Genomic DNA, 15,720 nt, shown 5'->3' with positions numbered 1-15,720 from the left:
GGGGGCCGCTCGATGTCGAGCATTATTGATTTTCTAGAACGCATGGGCAGCGAGGCACAACTGCGTGACGCGTCGCCGGAAGAACTGGAACTTGCACTAACCGAAACCGAGATCGAAGCGCCGCTACGCACAGCGATCTTCAATAAGGATACATCCGAGCTACAGGCATTATTGCGACAGATGCCACTTTTCGGCATACAGTCCACTCCGGATGAAGATGAAGATGAAGACGAGGATGAAGAAGAGGATGACGAGACCGGCAAGCCTAAACCCAAAGGTTTGCAGCGTAATGCCAGCGAGCTCGTCACCGTGATGTCTGAGTAACCCATGGGCGGTTCCGGCACAACACGCCGGAAAACCTGGACAGGAGCGCTGTTGCTCCTGGGTATGTTTGTGGGCACTGCATTTTTTGCAGTGCCCACCGCCAAAGCCATTGCACCTGAAACCTTCGCCCGAGGCCCTGAGTCCAAGAATCCGCAGGAACTATTGGTACTTGCGGACAGCCTGAAAACATCCGAGCACGATCAATTCGTCAGGCTTCTAGATGAACTGGGTCGCGATACATCGCACATGACGGATCAACAGGTTGCGTACCTACGTTACCTGGTCGCATGGCAAGTCGCTTACAGCGGCGACTACGAACATGCCGAGCCGCTGTTGAAAGCGCTGATGAATCAATCCAGCAATGATGATTTGCGATATCGTGCCATCGCAACGTTGATCAACATTCTTGGCATCAGCGGCCATTACGAGGAAGCGTTTTCTATCCTCAATGAGGCGCTCGATGACATGCCGCACATCAGCAACAAGGCCGCGCGCTTTCAGGTTTTTACCGAAGCTGCCCAGCTGTTGACCGAGGCCGGGCAATATGATCTTGCCGTCAATTATGGCAATCAGATCATCACCGATTCTCCGCAAGGCCGAAATGCCTGTGCGGGTTATTACGTTATGTTGCACGCTAAATTCGAGAGCGGCCATATAGGGGCGACCACACAGGAATTTCAACGGGGTATCGATGCCTGCCTGCAAGCCAGCGAAGGTCTGATCACCGATTCGATCCGACGCGATGTCGCGCACTATGACATTCAACTCCACCGCGCCGATGCAGCGGTGGCGTTGCTACAAGGCAGTTATGCGAATGTTCTGGGGTACCAATACCCGGACCTGACGACCGAATACAATGCATTGCTTGCTCAAGCATATTGGGACAAGGGCGACACCCTTCACGCCGAACAATACGCGCAATACGCGCTGAAAAGCGCAGTCAAAGGTGAGTTCAACGAACCCCTGAGCTTGACTTACAAAGTGCTATATCAGATAGCCGAGCAAAAAGGCGATCTGCGTAATGCCCTCGCCTACCACGAGCAATACATGGTAGCGGACAAGAGACAGCTCGACGAAACAGAGGCGAAAGTGATCGCCTACCAGTTGGTCAAGCAACAGGTGGCCGCGAAGAAGGCAGAGCTCGCAGAACTGAACAAGCAGAACGAAATTCTGCAACTACAACAGGCGCTCGATCACAAAGCGGTGGAGACCAGCCGTCTTTACATCGCGCTTTTGTTGACCGTTCTCGCATCGATCGGGTTCTGGCTTTTCCGTCTCAAGCGATCGCAGTTACGTTTTATGCGATTGGCCCGGCGTGATGGTTTGACTGGCATATTCAATCGCCAGCATTTTGTGGACGAAGCGGAGCAATCCCTGCGCTACGTCGCCAAGTCCTCCCGCAGCGCGAGTCTTGTACTGATCGATCTGGATCACTTCAAGACAATCAATGACACGTATGGTCACGAAGTGGGCGATCAGGTACTCAAGCGCGCCGTGGCCATTTGCCAACGCTATTTGCATTCCAGCGAAGTCTTTGGTCGTCTCGGCGGTGAGGAATTCGGCATTCTGTTGCCCGAATGCAATCACGAGCGGGCTCGGGAACGCGCCGAACAATTGCGCGCCGCCATGCACGCCGAACCGGCGGGCGATTCGCACGACATCACCGTCTCGGCAAGTTTCGGCATCGCCTCGACCATCCATCACGGTTATGAGTTACGCAAATTGCTGCTTGCAGCAGATGAAGCGCTTTATCGCGCCAAGCGCGATGGCCGCAATCGCGTGGTCGTCAACCAGACCCATGCAACCGACGACCCGTCGTCGTCTGCCGATCGTCCGAACTACAGCATCGACGGCCATGCACAGTTAGTCGATCCGGCGAGTTAAAACGACCCGGCCGAACGACCGGTCGCGCCCTTCCTCAACCAGAACACTTTTACACGGTTGCTAGCGATTTCATCTGCGCTTCTTGCGCATGAGCTGAAAACATGATGACTACGCAACCATGTGATGGGCCTCAGCATTGAATTTTCACGTTTGGACATCGATACCAAGCGATATATAGGTGGTGCGAAGCCATCGAATGCATTGACAGTTCGTTGACACCGATAGGTCGTGGCGATGGTCCACGCTTCACGATCGAAAGCTGGAGACTCCCGATGAGCAAGATCAGTTACAACGAGAAGACTTACGATTTCGATAAAATCCGCGATCAGCTCGATCCCACGATCATTGAGCAGCTGGAAGGCGAATACGACTCCGACCAGGATTTCTTCAACACATATCTGGTCAAACACCACGAGAAATTCGGTGAGCAGTTCGTCGTGCATTGACGACATCCGACGGCGAGCCGCCGCGGATGCCAGCGTGATGGTCACTAGTTCGTGGTAGGCAAAATGACCACTTGATTGGCATCGAACAGCGTCGCCACCAGCGTGTTGCCATCCGCCAAAAAGGCGACTTCGCGCGGAAACCCTGCAGCAGGAAGCGTCATGCGCTTGGATGGGACATCATCCGTTGCGTCGGCCATACCAACAAGCTGGCCACCGTTGTTTTTGTCAAACCGGTTGGACAACGCCACCCATACCTGCTTGCCATCCGGCCGAACCGTCACGCCTACCGGACTATTGCCGATGGGAAAGTGCCTGACAGACGCATGGTTGGATTGCGCAAGCCACTCGTCGGTCTGAATTCGCAGCAATGCATTGTCGCCGCGTGCCGTCACCCATAGCTGCTTTCCCGAAGGCGACACGGCGACGCGTACGGGGTTGCATCCCGCAGGTATCGCAGCGACGACAGCATGCGCCGCGTCAGTGGCCACCTTTTGGACGTCGATTCGGAATAGCAATCCTTGCGAATGCATGCGCCCGCGCTCCTGTTCTGGCGCACACGTCGCCGCCATGCTTGAATCGCGCTCCGTCGTTTGGCTGGTTGCATAAAGCCAACGTCCGTCCGGCGAAAACGCCAGCCCTACCGGAAAAAGCGCTACCGGAATTCGTCCAACCGGTTCCACGTCATGAAAACCGTCGCTTTGCGCTTTGGCCAGGTCGAATACGCTAATTCGCGCCTTGCCTTCGTCACTGACAAACAGCAGCTTGTCGTCTGGACCGACCGCTGCGTAAACCGCTTCCGCGCCGGCGCCACTATGAAACTTTCCAAGCAGCGCATTGGCATCGCCGCGCCGCAATGCAGCTGTGCTCAGTATCGCCGTGCCTTCACCCGACGTGATCAGCAACGTCTGCTCGTCGTGAGTCAATGACTCGCCAAGACCTCGATCGTTCAGGGCGATGGTGTGTTCGACGCTGAATGTCCCGCCCTGATTGTGAAGCACGGCGACGGCACCGTGATCTGCGGCGGTGCTGAGCGCCACATACATCCAGCAGTTATCCGCCGTTGCCGCGACGCCAAAAGGGTGGCCTGCCACGGCGATGCTGGTCGTTGCTTTCGGTGAGGGACAGCTCAATGCGTTCGCCTTCGATCCAAACATCAACGCAAGAACGCACGCGATAAACGCGAGAACCTTCATGGTGGGGGCCCTGTTCAAGTGACTGGCACAGCTTCCGGAGATCGGAGGCGCTGAGCATAACCAATGCCGTGTTACAGCATTCGCTCCCAAATCTGACCAACCAGATCCTTACCGAAGCTGTGATGCGGCTCTTCCGATACCAACGCAAAACCAGCCGCTTGGTAGATACGGCGTGCCGAAACCAGCACATCGTTGGTCCATAGCATCATCCTCGCGTAACCGGCTTCTTTTGCGAAAGCCACGCATTCATCGACTAGACGTTTGCCTACACCAAGACCGCGTCCTCTTGGATCGACCAGCAGACAACGCAATTGAGCGACAGCGGGATCTTTTGCGTTGCGCACGACGAATACACAGCCAACGCGTTCGCCATTCACTTCGGCGATCCAGAAGCGTTCTTTGGCAGGATCGTGCTTTGTTGCAAATTGCGCAAAGAGCGTTGCAACCAGTGCTTCGAATTCTTCGTTCAAATCAAACTCATCGGCGTAGAGCTGCCCATGGCGTTCGATGGCCCAGCCGACGTCGCCCGCACGATAGGTGCGGATGACAACCTCGTTACTGTCGTTGTCCGACGAAAGCAGGCGCTGCACATCCTTCATCGATGTAAGCAGACGATCGCGTTGGCATGCGGACAGCCGCGACAAACTGGACGCCGTGACCTTGTGCGACGTCTGATCCAGCCCGCGAAAAACCTTTCGGCCCTGACGCGTCAACGACAGAACCCATTGCCGTGCGTCTTCCGGGGACGGAGCCCGCTCGACCAGATCCTGCGCGACGAAGCTCTGAACAATGCGGCTGAGATAACCGGCATCAAGCCCCAATACGTCTCCGATCTCGCTTGCCGTCGCTGCCTTGCGGGCCCCCAGCTCGAATAGCACGCGCGCCTGCGTCAGCGTGAAGGGACTGGCCAGCAACCCTTCATCGAGCACTCCAATCTGGCGGGTGTAGAAGCGGTTGAAGCCGCGCACGGCCTCCACCTGATCGCTGAGTACATCGGGGATGGGCATGGCGTACCTCCTATCGTGCCGGATTAGGGTAGATCCACATAGTTGACTGAGTCAACTATGTGGATCTACCCGCCAAGGTCGCAGGGCTGCATCTAAAACGACGATTTCGCCGGCATCTGGACGGCGATCTTCATGTTGCGCCGGATGTCCCAGGCACAACGCCACGTCGGCGAATCGATAAAGCGAATACGTACCGGCTGCTGCCTGAAGTGACACATTTAGTCATCTGCCCCGCCCTGGCACGACCGTTTACAGCACCCCGGCAACATGCGCGATCTAAGGGATTGCGCGCAGTCCCCCGCCTAAGTGACTGAGTGGAGAAGCAAGACGTGCGTCACGAAATGCCCCCGGCTCCTTGGCTCAGTTCGTGCTTAGTTTTAATGGCAGCTCGAACAAAACGAAGTCACTTCCGAATAACACGCTGCGTGATGAAACGCTCAAGGGGGAGCGGTGGCAAGACGAAAAGACAACAGCATGGAAATGATGTCCGGACTGCCCTGGCAAGCAGGCATTGTGTTGGGCATCGTCAGCTACACGTGCGTGCGCTATGTGCTCGCATGGTTCGTCGCCACGCTTGGTGGTTCGGTCGGGCAAACCATGGGCAAGCAACTCAGCCAAGGGCCGAGCATTGCCGTCGCCTGGTTGTTGCTCAGCGCATGCTGGCTCGCCGCACTGGTCTCCTTCATCGACACCCGTCGGCGCCGTCGATTGCGGGAAACACAAACCGAATTGAACGGCCTTCGCATGCTCGACTGGCGCGAATTCCATATGCTGGTCAGAGAAACGTTTCGCCGGCAGGGTTATATCGTGCAGGATGTCGCTTCGGGCGAGAACGATGACGGTGTCGATCTATTCCTGCGCAAGGATGGCACGCTGACATTGGTCCAGTGCAGACAATGGTGGACCAAGCTGGTGGATGTCCGGATGGTGCGCGAGATGTACGGTCTGATGAACCACCACTACGCCGATGCCGTAAAGATCGTCGCGATCGGCAATTACAGCGACGATGCCCGCCAATTTGCTCAGGGCAAACCGATCGAGCTGATCTACGGTAACTCGTTGCTCGACATGGTGCGCGACAGTCAGAAAGCGGCGCCCAAGCCGAAAATGATGCGAAGCACCGATGCGGTGGTGCGCTTGGAACCCATTTGCCCATCGTGTGGCCATTCGATGGTGCAACGCTTGAACAAGCGCTCAGGCAAGCATTTCTGGAGCTGTTCCAATCATCCGTGCCAGGGTACGCGCGTCGCTTGACGCAAGCGCGTTGAACGAGACGGGCGATCGAAGAATCACCCGCTACACATGCCTTCATCACCCACTACTCGGCCTGCTGCCACATCACGCGCGTGAATTTCCACGTGCCGTCTTGCTGCTTCTTCATCGCGCGAAGAAAACGGCCATGGAACTGGCCGGTTTGCTGCTGACTGGGGTCCTGAAAGGTCAAGTCGAAGTAGCCCCATTCCACGGCCGAATCCCCATTGATGCTGACGTCCTGAATACGCGGCGTGTAATGGATGACTTTTCCGACGCTGTGCGATGCACCGACTCGAATAGTCTCTCTTCCAATGACGGGCGCATTACCCTGCGAAAGCAACACACCGTCATCAGTCCATAGTGCGGAGAGCTGATCGGGATTCTGGTTCAAGGTCGCTGCAATGTCATCCTGGTGCAGCTTGTTGATACCTGCCATGGCAGCCTGATCCGAGGACGTACTCGATGGCGAGCAGCCCGCAATACTGAGAACTGCACAGATAACCACAACGAGCAAAGCGCCGTGTCGGGGTTTCATGGGGATTCCTCAGGATTTCGAATAACTCATTCAATCCCGCGGCGAGATTATTTCGACTGACCATCATTAGCCAGTGCCGAAAGCGGGGGCGAACACGATCATGGAAGGCGCTAGTGTTCCTTGGACGCGCGTTGTGGCTATCGCCGCGGAACGCGATGTCGGCCCCTTCCCCCGCTCATGTTCCTCACACAAAGGAGGCGCATATGGACAAGAAAAAACTCGGTATTGGACTGGCTTGCGTGCTGTTCGGCATCGGCCTTCCGACTTATTTGTCCGCCAAGACAGCGAGCTTTGAGGACAATTACGCCAAAGCCAAAGCTAACGCAGCATCAGGAGCCGGACTGGCATACGACCAGCAATTAGGCAGCTATATGCAAGGGCTGCCCGACGTTATGCCCGGCATGAAGAGTTGCGCGACAAACCATGGCGGTGCGACGGCGCTGCACGGTTACTTCGCGTTTCAATCGGCCACGGCATACAAAGTCGTGCTGCAACCCAAGAACGCGTTTTCAGATTGCATCTCAACCGTGCTTGAAAATCGTCATCTACCTGCCCCGCCAACAACACCGTATCTGGACCCCTTCGAGCTCGGCATGTCCAACGCGATGTCCAACTAATCGCATCACGCGGACTGCGTAACGCAATCATCCCGCTTTCCGACAAGGGCGGTTGAGCATCGAGGCTCAACCGCTTTTTTTATGTTCATCCACCAGCGAGAACCGGTGTCCGCCGTCCGCACCATGTCCGGACACCCTCAAAATCGTCCGCGGACAGCCGCTCTCCCAACGTGGCGAAGCAAGAAATGGCTTGAGAATGCGGCTTTCGAGGCGTTTAAACCCTTGGCACGGGGTTTGCCATCTATATCTCGAAAGCTTCAAAACCCCACTCACGGAGAACGACCATGAAATTCGAAACCATCATGTTGAAGAGCCTTTTCGCCGCTTGCCTGCTGATCTGCGCGTTGACGTTCGGTGCCATGGTGACAGCCAAGCCCAGCGTGCCGCATGTTGCAACCAATCATGCTCACGTTATTGCCGCGACGAACTCGGCCGCTTGAGTCAGTGGCACGACGATGACATACCACCATTGATCCGGTTGAGTGGGTATGGCTCAACCGGATCTGACTAATCACTTGCTCGTGTTGGTCTACGCAGCCCGACCTTGACCAGAAGGCCGCTCCGCGTCGCTCGACGCAATTATGAAGGTAACCTTTGTAGTTTACCTTCAAATGTGCCATGATGGCGGCATGGGCAAAAGCACCCTCGATTCAGAAGCCACTCCTCTGTCCACCGCCGCGGCGGAACTTCGCGTTCTGCTTGGCCAACTGAGGCGCCGGCTGCGGGAACAAGCAGGTCCCGGCGATCTCACTGCCTCACAAATCTCTGTGTTGGGACGAATTGAACGTGACGGCCCCACAACGGTGACCGCCTTGGCGCAGATCGAAGGCGTGCGGTCTCAATCGATGGGCGCAACGGTTGCCACCTTGCAAACAGCCGGATTCATCGCGGGCGCCTCCCACCCCACCGACGGCCGGCAAACCATTCTTTCGCTGACACCCGCTTGCCGTGCATGGATCAAGAAGCATCGCGCGCAACGCGAAGACTGGCTGGTTCGCACGATGCAAGCAAAGTTGTCGCCCGCGGAACAGAAGAAAGTCGCGGATGCGATCGGCTTGCTAAAGCGCCTTGTCGATCCGTAACCACGCTCCCGCTCGGCGCGCACATTACATGTCATTCGCCCAATGAGTACGTCCCATGGCCATCACCACACTCGATTCCAAAACTGCGTTGATCGTCGTCGATTTGCAGAAAGGCATTTGTTCATACCCCACCGTGACGCCTGCGAATGATGTGGCGAAGCGCGCCAGCGCGCTGATACAGGCGTTTCGCACTCACCATTTACCCATCGTGCTAGTCAACGTAACGGGCCGGGCACCCGGCCGAACCGAGCAGACGCGTGCTGGCAGCACTCAGTTCTCGGCCGATTTCGCCGACTTTCTGCCGGAACTCAACCAGCAGCCGCACGATCACGTTGTGACGAAAAAGGCCTGGGGAGCCTTCACCAACTCGGATCTGGATGCACACCTGAAAAGCCTCGGCATAACGCAGGTGATCATTCTCGGGATCGCCACCAGCGTCGGCGTCGAATCTACCGCGCGCCAGGCCTATGAGCACGGCTACAACGTCACGCTAGCAGTCGATGCCATGACCGACATGAGCGAAGAGGCAAATCAGTACGCCATCACGAAGATTTTCCCGAAGCTCGGCGAGACGGGAACAACGCAAGAAATCATCGATCTTCTCAACGCCACGCACGCCAGATCATGACCACAGCCAGCTCCAAGGAATGGCGAATCGCGCGATGAAAGGTACTTTTCGCTCGTTGCATAGTTACAACTATCGCGTCTGGGCGAGCGGCGCGATCGTATCGAACATCGGAACGTGGATGCAGCGCATCGCGCAGGACTGGCTCGTTCTCACTCAGCTCACCCATAAAAATGCGGCCGCCGTTGGCATTGTGATGGCACTGCAATTCGGCCCGCAGCTTGGGCTTTTGCCCATCACGGGATTTACAGCCGATCATCTGGACCGGCGCAAAATGCTGTTCGCGACGCAAGCAGCGTTGGGAGCGCTCGCGCTTGGTCTGGGTATTCTCACCATCACCGGACGGGTCCAGTTGTGGGAAGTCTATGTCTTCGCGCTGCTGCTTGGATGCGTGACCGCCTTCGATGCGCCCGCTCGCCAAACCTTTGTTTCCGATATTGTCGGTGAAAAAGATCTCTCCAACGCCGTTGCACTGAATTCCACTTCGTTCAACGCCGCGCGCATGATCGGTCCAGCCATTGCCGGTCTACTGATCGCGGCGATAGGCACGGGATGGGTATTTGTGCTCAACGCCGCATCGTTTTGCGCGGTGCTATGTTCATTGACCTTTCTTCGCGTCAATGAACTTCATCCAAGGCATCACGCCGAACGCACACGCGCAGGCCTCGTCGAAGGGTTTCGCTATGTGTTCGCGCGCCCCGATCTCAGAACGATTCTGGTCATGCTGTTTTTAATCGGCACGTTCGGTCTGAATTTCCCGATCTTCATCTCCACCATGGCCGTCACCGTGTTTCACGCCGGAGCGGGCCGATACGGCTTCCTGACATCGACCATGGCGATTGGCTCGGTCACCGGCGCGCTTCTCGCCGCCAGGCGCGCTCAACCGTATTTCACATTGCTGATCGCCGCAGCGGCCATGTTTGGAATCGGATTGATGGTGGCCTCGGTATTACCCAGTTACTGGCTCTTCGGTCTGGCGCTTATCGCGATCGGTGTTTCGGCGCAAACCTTCACGACATCCACCAATAGTTTCATGCAGCTGTCGACAGAGCCGAAGATGCGCGGACGCATCGTTGCCATTTTTCTAGCAATCGCGATGGGTGGCACACCCATTGGCGCACCCATCGTCGGATGGGTCGCCGATACATTCGGCCCACGCTGGGCATTAGGTGTCGGCGCTGCAGCCGGATTGACCGCAGCGGCCCTTGGTGTTCGTTATCTCGTGAAGTATCGCAACTTGTGTGTCCGTATCGAGGGCAAACGTCTTCGCATCGACATGGATGACATCGCTTTGAGCAGTGATTCGGCGGATGCCAGCCGCCACGCTGCATGAATTGACGGCGCATCGTCAGCGCCTTCTGAATCATTCAATCACATGCGGTACAAATCTCGATGTATCTCTCGTAATCAATGTTGTGTCCTCGCGGATACCTATTCCTGCGGGGATATCGCCAACCACCCAACTGCCGATCAAAGGGTAAGCCCCATCGAAACACGGCAATGGATGAAACGCCTGACGAATCACCGGACACTGCGTATATCGTCCCGGCGAATGGACGTGTTCGCCATTGGGTAGCGCGATGTGCACATTGGCCCCTTCACGCGAAAACAGTGGTTTTCGTACCCAGCCCGGTGGCAACGCGGCGTCCTTGTTTTCTTCAAAAAACGCGGGCAATAGATTGGGATGTCCGGGAAAACGTTCCCAAAGTAAGGGCAAGATGCCTTTGTTGCTCAACACCGCTTTCCATGGCGGCTCGATCAATTGAAGCTTGGCACCGGGAAGATACTGCCCATATTCATCCGTGAACATGTTTTCCAATGGATAAAGCTTGAACAGCGAACCGATAACCTTGTTCTTCAGATCCGTGAACAAGCCTTTGCTGGATAGCCCAATATCTTCCAGCGCAATGAAGTCGCTTTGCACACCCGCCTGCACGGCACAATCCTGCAAATAAGCGACCGTACCTAGATCTTCCGCACTATGACGCGTTGCGCTGAAATAAAACGGTCTAGGCAAGGTTTTGGCGATGCTGGCAAAGGCAAGTACCAACAATTCCTGCAGTTGATTGAATTGATCGGCGGATCGGGAAAGCACTCCGCGCTGTTGTTGTTCTTCCAGCCATATCCATTGGAAGAATGCCGCCTCGTAGACAGAGGTGGGCGTGTCGTAGTTCAGTTCGTATAACTTGGCAGGTGCGCTTCCGTCGTAAACCAGATCCATTCTTCCGTACAGGTGTGGCTGACGCTGCCGCCACGAATCGGCAATCCAGTCCCAATAGCGCTCCGGAACGGCAAGCTTTGTCATCAACGTCTCGCTGCGAACGATGTCATCCATCAGCGACAAGGTAAGATGATGCAATGCTTCGGTTGGCGTTTCGATATCGCGCTCGATCTGCTCAAGCGTAAACGCGTAATACGCCGATTCGTCCCAATAAGGAGCGCCGTCGATGGTATGAAACAGAAAGCCATAACGCTCGGCAGTGGCCTTCCAATCGGGTCGTGGCGTAATGGCGATACGTTTCACGCGAGAGGGCTCAGCTTCCGTGTCCTTCATCGCCGCCGAAACCGCCGCGGCTAATAGTGTCGCCCTCGCCAGCCACCTCATCTGACGATACCTTGCCCCAACCGCCCGATCCGCTGTTGGCATAAATACCGCCGAATCGCGGCGAGTAATCGCTCAAATCGCGTTTGCGGAAAATGGGGCCTGCCGGAAAGTAGCTCGTAACGCCATCGCGAATAACCCGCGCGATCAGGAAACCATTCATGCCCGGTATCCAGAACGAGTTGCCGTTTGCGTCTATGTTTTCATCGCACGTGCTGTCTTCGTACTGCGCTGCGCAATCCTGCAACGTGTTGAAGTGAGGTGCATCGACGGACGATTCTGCCAGCGCCTTGTCGTGCGCGGCTTGGCAACTCGACGCCGGTACGCCAGCCTGCGCGCATGCGTCGACCGACGTGAATTCTTGCCGGCTTTTTTGCGTGTCGTCGCATGCGCTGATAAACAGCGGGGTCAATCCCATAACGACCAGCGACACCTTCCTTGAGCGTTTCATGCCATCCCCCGTTAGGCATTCCTGTCCGGCAAATCTTAATTCAAACGGGGAGCGATCCAATAGCCGGACTATAAAAAACGCCGAGGGAAAACCCTCGGCGTTTTTCGCAAACTAACAACGTGACCGCAATCAGTTCGATTCGGTGAAGCTGATCGACGGGGTCGAACCGCCCGAAGCGGTACAGCTGCCCAGGGTCAGGTTGTTGCTTTCGCCGGTGGTGCCGGTGTCGGCTTCGCAGCTCGGAGCGCTGGTGGAGCCATCGGTCGCGGCAATGTTCACCTTGATCGAGACACCGCTGGTGTTGAATTCGGCTTCCGAACCGCCAGCATCGCCCACAACGTTGTACTCAACCTGGTTCCACACGCTGGCGATATCCAGGGTGCTGTCCTTCTGAGTAGTGGTGTAGGCGTCACCGTCATAGGTGACAACGGTCGTGTCATTGCCACCGGTGGCAGCGGTACCGGTCAGCGTCACGCCGCCCAGAGCCGTCGCCGGAATGTCCGCAAGCTCGGTGGCGCTGCTGTTCTTGTAGCAATCGCCTTCGCCATCGCTACCGAAGCCGCTCGGGCAACGGCTGCTACCGTAGTTGATCAGCCAGTCCTGCATGAACACCGCGCCCTTGCCTTCGGTTTCATAGTCGGTCGCATAGATGAACTGCTGCCACACGACGCAACCGGAGTGGCCTTTGCACGCAGCAGTCGTGCTGTTGAAGCTGGTGTTCATCTGAAGCGAATATTCGTTCGAACCGAGAATGCCGCCATCGCCGTAGGACGCAACACCAACGCTCTTCTCCGAAGTCACGCCCGAGTACGTCGGAAAGCTACCTACCGCTTTGGTGATGGCGCTGGTGGTGTTCAGCGTGTAGTCGTTGCCGTTACCGGCGGTTTGTTCCTGACCGAAAACAATCTGGCGCGGCACCGAGTGAGCGCGCGGAGCCAGCTGTTGGCACGAGACCTGCTCCCAAACAACACTTGGATAGGAAGCGTGATAGCAGCCTTCCGTCGGCGCGGCGATCTGTGCAATGTCACTGCGCCAGGAAGCCTTGGCCATCTGTTCGACGATACCGTCGTTAGTAGCGAATGCAGCAGGAACGACTGCTGCACTGACTAGGCCAGCCAAAAGCGCTACTTTGAATTTTGCTTGCATTGAGTTTCTCCCCAGTACGTAAATAGCAATTGGTATCGACTCTGGACCATCCAAAAGTCGAGGCACTTCCAACAACAACGTACTTACACACCGACAACTGCCATCAGTTGCGGCGCCCCCGGTTGCCTATTCACCGTATCCTTACGAAGAAAATCCAGGCAGTGAAACGTCCCAGTTATAAATACTTTTTCAAATGAAACGAAGCGCATAACGTGCTTCGATGGCGCAAGCGTTCTATCGCTCTCTGCACGAATGTGCAGTTGCGTCATCTGGCTACCGGCTCAAATCACTTTTTAAATTCGAAAGTGATTCGATTAAATGAAGTCATGCGCAGCGGATGCGCCGTCGCTGACAGTTATCACATATATAAGAATGCAGAACGTTTGCTTTCCCCAGAAAACACCACAAGCGCGTGCCCATCACTTCTCCTTCACGACTTATGATTGCTCTTGCATCAACCACGCGAAGTGCCCCGTGACTTCGGTTGATTTCGTAAGGATGACTACAATTATGTGTAGAGTGCGTGACGCTTGTCGCATACGCAAACGATCGTGCAATGTCGATGTACGAGAACTAATTTGTAGCTTGCACGAGGATGACATTGCTGCGTTGCACATGTGATTTATTGCGCACTTCGGGCGTGATAAGAAAATTTGAGATTGACTTCTTTTCGATGCATTGATCTACGCAAGAAAAGGTTTACACGCATTGCCATGCGGATTTCCTGTATCGGCGAAAACCATTTCAAACTCGACTCGCCGATCTTCGCCTCCGTGCACAAGTTGACATAGCGCTGCTTATGAAAATAAAAACGCCGAGGGATAACCCTCGGCGTTTTGTTTAGCCGGCAACGTAAAAGCGATCAGTTCGATTCGGTGAAGCTGATCGAAGGGGTCGAACCACTCGCAGCGGTGCAGCTGCCCAGGGTCAGATTGTTGCTTTCGCCAGTGGTACCGGTATCCGCTTCGCAGGTCGGTGCGCTGGTGGAGCCATCGTTAACGGCGATGTTGACCTTGATATCAACGCCGCTGGTATTAAATTTGGCCTCCGAACCGCCCGCATCGCCGACGACGTTGTATTCGACCTGGTTCCACACGCTCGCGATATCCAGCGTGCTGTCGGATTGGCTGGTGCTGTAGGCGTCGCCGTCATAGGTAACAACCGTCGTGTCGTTACCGCCGGTGGTGGCGGTGCCCGTCAGCGTCACACTGCCCAGACTCTTCGGCGAAATGTCCGAAAGCTGGGTAGAGTTGCTGTTGCCGTAGCAGTCGCCTTCGCCATCGCTGCCGAAGCCGCTCGGACACGTACCGTTACCCCAACCGATCAGCCAATTTTGTATGAACACGGAGCCTTCGCCGTCGACGTCATAGTCGGTCGCATAGATGAATTGTTGCCACACGACACAACCGGAGGCGCCACCATTGCACGCAGCAGTGGTGTTGTTGAAGCTGGTGTTCATCTGCAATGAGTATTCGTTACTACCGAGAATGCCGCCGTCGCCATATGCCGCGACGCCAACGCTCTTTTCCGACGTCACACCCGAATAGGTCGGGAAGCTGCCCACTGCTTTGCTGATGGGGCTGCTCGTGTTCAACGTGTAGTCGTTGCCATTGCCAACGGTTTGCTCCTGACCGAAAACAATCTGGCGCGGCACAGTGTGAACGCGCGGATGCAACTGATGGCACGCCACCGGCTCCCACAAAACGCTTGGATAGCTCGCGTGGAAGCAACCTTGCGCCGGCGTAGCAATCTGCGCAACGTCATGACGCCAGGAAGCCTTAGCCATCTGTTCGACGATGCCATCGTCGGTAGCAAAAACAGCGGGAACGAAAGCGGTAGCCACAAGGCCAGCCAAAAGTGCCAACTTGAACTTTGCTTGCATTTAGTTTCTCCCCAGTACGTAAATGGCAATTGATGTCGACTTTGGACCACCCAAAAGTCGAGTTACCTCTAACAACAACGTACTTACATACCGCAACCGACTTAAGCTGCGGCGCATCCCTTCACGTTGCCCATCCGCCGCATCCTTGCGGAGAAGAAAGCCAGGCGCTCGAACTTTCCTCATACAACGCTCTTTCACATGGAAAAGAGCGCATTACGTGCTTCGATGGCGCAAGCGTGCTATCGCTCTCTGCACGAATGTGCAGTCGCGTCATCTCGCTATTGGCTCAAATCACACCTTGAATGCGAAGGTGATCCGATTGAATGAAGTTATGCGCGACAGTTGCTTCGTCGCTGATATTTCCGAAAGGAATGCATGGCCGTTGTTGTCCCCGAAAAACACCACAAGCGCGTGTCCATCAGTTCTCCTCCACAACTTATGATTGCGCTTACACTCACAACAAAAAATCAATCATCACTTTGGTTGATTTTGTAAGAATGTCTGCAAATATGTGTAGCTTCCGTGACGTTTTTGCATACACCACCGTCGTGATACGTCAACACATCAAAAAATATTTTTATAGCTTGCGAGACTCTGACGTTGTTGCAATGCACATGTGATGCATCACACATTTTTTTCGCAAGAAAATTTGAATGCAGCTTCTTTCAGTGA

16 protein-coding genes are annotated in these 15,720 nt (G+C 55.5%); 9 read left to right on the top strand and 7 right to left on the bottom strand.

Going from position 1 to position 15,720, the window contains the following annotated elements; genetic code table 11:
- The first annotated feature begins 12 nt into the window (after positions 1-12).
- From VK725_RS00470 to VK725_RS00460, 3 genes are all read left to right on the top strand, one after another.
- A complete protein-coding gene (locus VK725_RS00470; protein WP_325316107.1) occupies positions 13-324 on the top strand; it encodes a hypothetical protein in 312 nt (103 codons plus the stop codon).
- Positions 325-327: 3 nt separating this feature from the next.
- On the top strand, positions 328-2,208 hold the full coding sequence (locus VK725_RS00465) for a diguanylate cyclase (protein WP_325316106.1): 1,881 nt from the start codon (positions 328-330) through the stop codon (positions 2,206-2,208).
- Positions 2,209-2,480: 272 nt separating this feature from the next.
- Positions 2,481-2,654: a hypothetical protein gene (locus VK725_RS00460; protein WP_325316105.1), complete on the top strand. Its 174-nt coding sequence runs from the start codon at positions 2,481-2,483 to the stop codon at positions 2,652-2,654.
- A 44-nt stretch (positions 2,655-2,698) separates the two neighbouring features.
- On the opposite strand, the gene VK725_RS00455 is transcribed toward VK725_RS00460, so the two are convergent.
- The gene (locus tag VK725_RS00455) at positions 2,699-3,847 is read right to left on the bottom strand and encodes a beta-propeller fold lactonase family protein (RefSeq protein WP_325316104.1); all 1,149 of its coding nucleotides are present in this window, start codon (positions 3,845-3,847) and stop codon (positions 2,699-2,701) included.
- Positions 3,848-3,918: 71 nt separating this feature from the next.
- On the bottom strand, positions 3,919-4,854 hold the full coding sequence (locus VK725_RS00450; RefSeq protein WP_325316103.1) for a helix-turn-helix domain-containing GNAT family N-acetyltransferase: 936 nt from the start codon (positions 4,852-4,854) through the stop codon (positions 3,919-3,921).
- 450 nt (positions 4,855-5,304) lie between these two features.
- On the opposite strand from VK725_RS00450, the gene VK725_RS00445 reads away from it, so the two are divergent.
- Entirely contained in the window at positions 5,305-6,108 is an 804-nt protein-coding gene (locus VK725_RS00445) for a restriction endonuclease (protein ID WP_325316102.1), read from the top strand.
- 64 nt (positions 6,109-6,172) lie between these two features.
- On the opposite strand, the gene VK725_RS00440 is transcribed toward VK725_RS00445, so the two are convergent.
- Positions 6,173-6,643 carry a nuclear transport factor 2 family protein gene (locus VK725_RS00440; protein WP_325316101.1) on the bottom strand — a complete coding sequence of 157 codons (471 nt, stop codon included), beginning with the start codon at positions 6,641-6,643 and terminating at the stop codon, positions 6,173-6,175.
- 203 nt (positions 6,644-6,846) lie between these two features.
- Between VK725_RS00440 and VK725_RS00435 the strand changes: the two genes are divergently transcribed.
- The 5 genes from VK725_RS00435 (at position 6,847) to VK725_RS00415 (ending at position 10,300) form a co-directional block, all read left to right on the top strand.
- A complete protein-coding gene (locus VK725_RS00435) occupies positions 6,847-7,260 on the top strand; it encodes a hypothetical protein (RefSeq protein WP_325316100.1) in 414 nt (137 codons plus the stop codon).
- Positions 7,261-7,544: 284 nt separating this feature from the next.
- Positions 7,545-7,700, top strand: coding sequence for a hypothetical protein (locus VK725_RS00430; protein ID WP_325316099.1), 156 nt, complete (start codon positions 7,545-7,547; stop codon positions 7,698-7,700).
- 189 nt (positions 7,701-7,889) lie between these two features.
- Complete coding sequence (locus VK725_RS00425) at positions 7,890-8,342, top strand: MarR family winged helix-turn-helix transcriptional regulator (RefSeq protein ID WP_325316098.1); 453 nt, start codon at positions 7,890-7,892, stop codon at positions 8,340-8,342.
- 55 nt (positions 8,343-8,397) lie between these two features.
- Positions 8,398-8,970, top strand: a complete 573-nt coding sequence (locus VK725_RS00420; RefSeq protein WP_325316097.1) for an isochorismatase family cysteine hydrolase — start codon at positions 8,398-8,400, stop codon at positions 8,968-8,970.
- A gap of 34 nt (positions 8,971-9,004) precedes the next feature.
- A complete protein-coding gene (locus VK725_RS00415; RefSeq protein ID WP_325316096.1) occupies positions 9,005-10,300 on the top strand; it encodes an MFS transporter in 1,296 nt (431 codons plus the stop codon).
- 30 nt (positions 10,301-10,330) lie between these two features.
- Here VK725_RS00415 and VK725_RS00410 read toward each other — a convergent pair whose 3' ends face one another.
- The 4 genes from VK725_RS00410 to VK725_RS00395 all read right to left on the bottom strand — a co-directional run bounded on the left by VK725_RS00410 (position 10,331) and on the right by VK725_RS00395 (position 15,048).
- A complete protein-coding gene (locus VK725_RS00410) occupies positions 10,331-11,491 on the bottom strand; it encodes a glutathionylspermidine synthase family protein (RefSeq protein WP_325316095.1) in 1,161 nt (386 codons plus the stop codon).
- Between the two features lie 10 nt (positions 11,492-11,501).
- Positions 11,502-12,020, bottom strand: a complete 519-nt coding sequence (locus tag VK725_RS00405) for a DUF1190 domain-containing protein (RefSeq protein ID WP_325316094.1) — start codon at positions 12,018-12,020, stop codon at positions 11,502-11,504.
- A gap of 129 nt (positions 12,021-12,149) precedes the next feature.
- The gene (locus tag VK725_RS00400; protein WP_325316093.1) at positions 12,150-13,166 is read right to left on the bottom strand and encodes a hypothetical protein; all 1,017 of its coding nucleotides are present in this window, start codon (positions 13,164-13,166) and stop codon (positions 12,150-12,152) included.
- A gap of 862 nt (positions 13,167-14,028) precedes the next feature.
- Positions 14,029-15,048, bottom strand: coding sequence for a hypothetical protein (locus tag VK725_RS00395; protein ID WP_325316092.1), 1,020 nt, complete (start codon positions 15,046-15,048; stop codon positions 14,029-14,031).
- Positions 15,049-15,720: the final 672 nt, after the last annotated feature.

This window comes from Dyella sp., assembly GCF_035486915.1.
In the GTDB taxonomy this organism is placed as follows: Bacteria; Pseudomonadota; Gammaproteobacteria; order Xanthomonadales; family Rhodanobacteraceae; genus Dyella_B.
This window is presented reverse-complemented; position numbering and strand designations above follow the sequence as displayed.

Bases quoted from the DNA above. Each gene is read 5' to 3' on its own strand.
- VK725_RS00450 (WP_325316103.1), bottom strand. From the start codon at position 4,854: ATGCCCATCCCCGATGTACTCAGCGATCAGGTGGAGGCCGTGCGCGGC.
- VK725_RS00470 (WP_325316107.1), top strand. From the start codon at position 13: ATGTCGAGCATTATTGATTTTCTAGAACGCATGGGCAGCGAGGCACAA.
- VK725_RS00430 (WP_325316099.1), top strand. From the start codon at position 7,545: ATGAAATTCGAAACCATCATGTTGAAGAGCCTTTTCGCCGCTTGCCTG.
- VK725_RS00415 (WP_325316096.1), top strand. From the start codon at position 9,005: ATGAAAGGTACTTTTCGCTCGTTGCATAGTTACAACTATCGCGTCTGG.
- VK725_RS00465 (WP_325316106.1), top strand. From the start codon at position 328: ATGGGCGGTTCCGGCACAACACGCCGGAAAACCTGGACAGGAGCGCTG.
- VK725_RS00435 (WP_325316100.1), top strand. From the start codon at position 6,847: ATGGACAAGAAAAAACTCGGTATTGGACTGGCTTGCGTGCTGTTCGGC.
- VK725_RS00400 (WP_325316093.1), bottom strand. From the start codon at position 13,166: ATGCAAGCAAAATTCAAAGTAGCGCTTTTGGCTGGCCTAGTCAGTGCA.
- VK725_RS00405 (WP_325316094.1), bottom strand. From the start codon at position 12,020: ATGAAACGCTCAAGGAAGGTGTCGCTGGTCGTTATGGGATTGACCCCG.
- VK725_RS00420 (WP_325316097.1), top strand. From the start codon at position 8,398: ATGGCCATCACCACACTCGATTCCAAAACTGCGTTGATCGTCGTCGAT.
- VK725_RS00455 (WP_325316104.1), bottom strand. From the start codon at position 3,847: ATGAAGGTTCTCGCGTTTATCGCGTGCGTTCTTGCGTTGATGTTTGGA.
- VK725_RS00440 (WP_325316101.1), bottom strand. From the start codon at position 6,643: ATGAAACCCCGACACGGCGCTTTGCTCGTTGTGGTTATCTGTGCAGTT.
- VK725_RS00460 (WP_325316105.1), top strand. From the start codon at position 2,481: ATGAGCAAGATCAGTTACAACGAGAAGACTTACGATTTCGATAAAATC.
- VK725_RS00395 (WP_325316092.1), bottom strand. From the start codon at position 15,048: ATGCAAGCAAAGTTCAAGTTGGCACTTTTGGCTGGCCTTGTGGCTACC.
- VK725_RS00425 (WP_325316098.1), top strand. From the start codon at position 7,890: ATGGGCAAAAGCACCCTCGATTCAGAAGCCACTCCTCTGTCCACCGCC.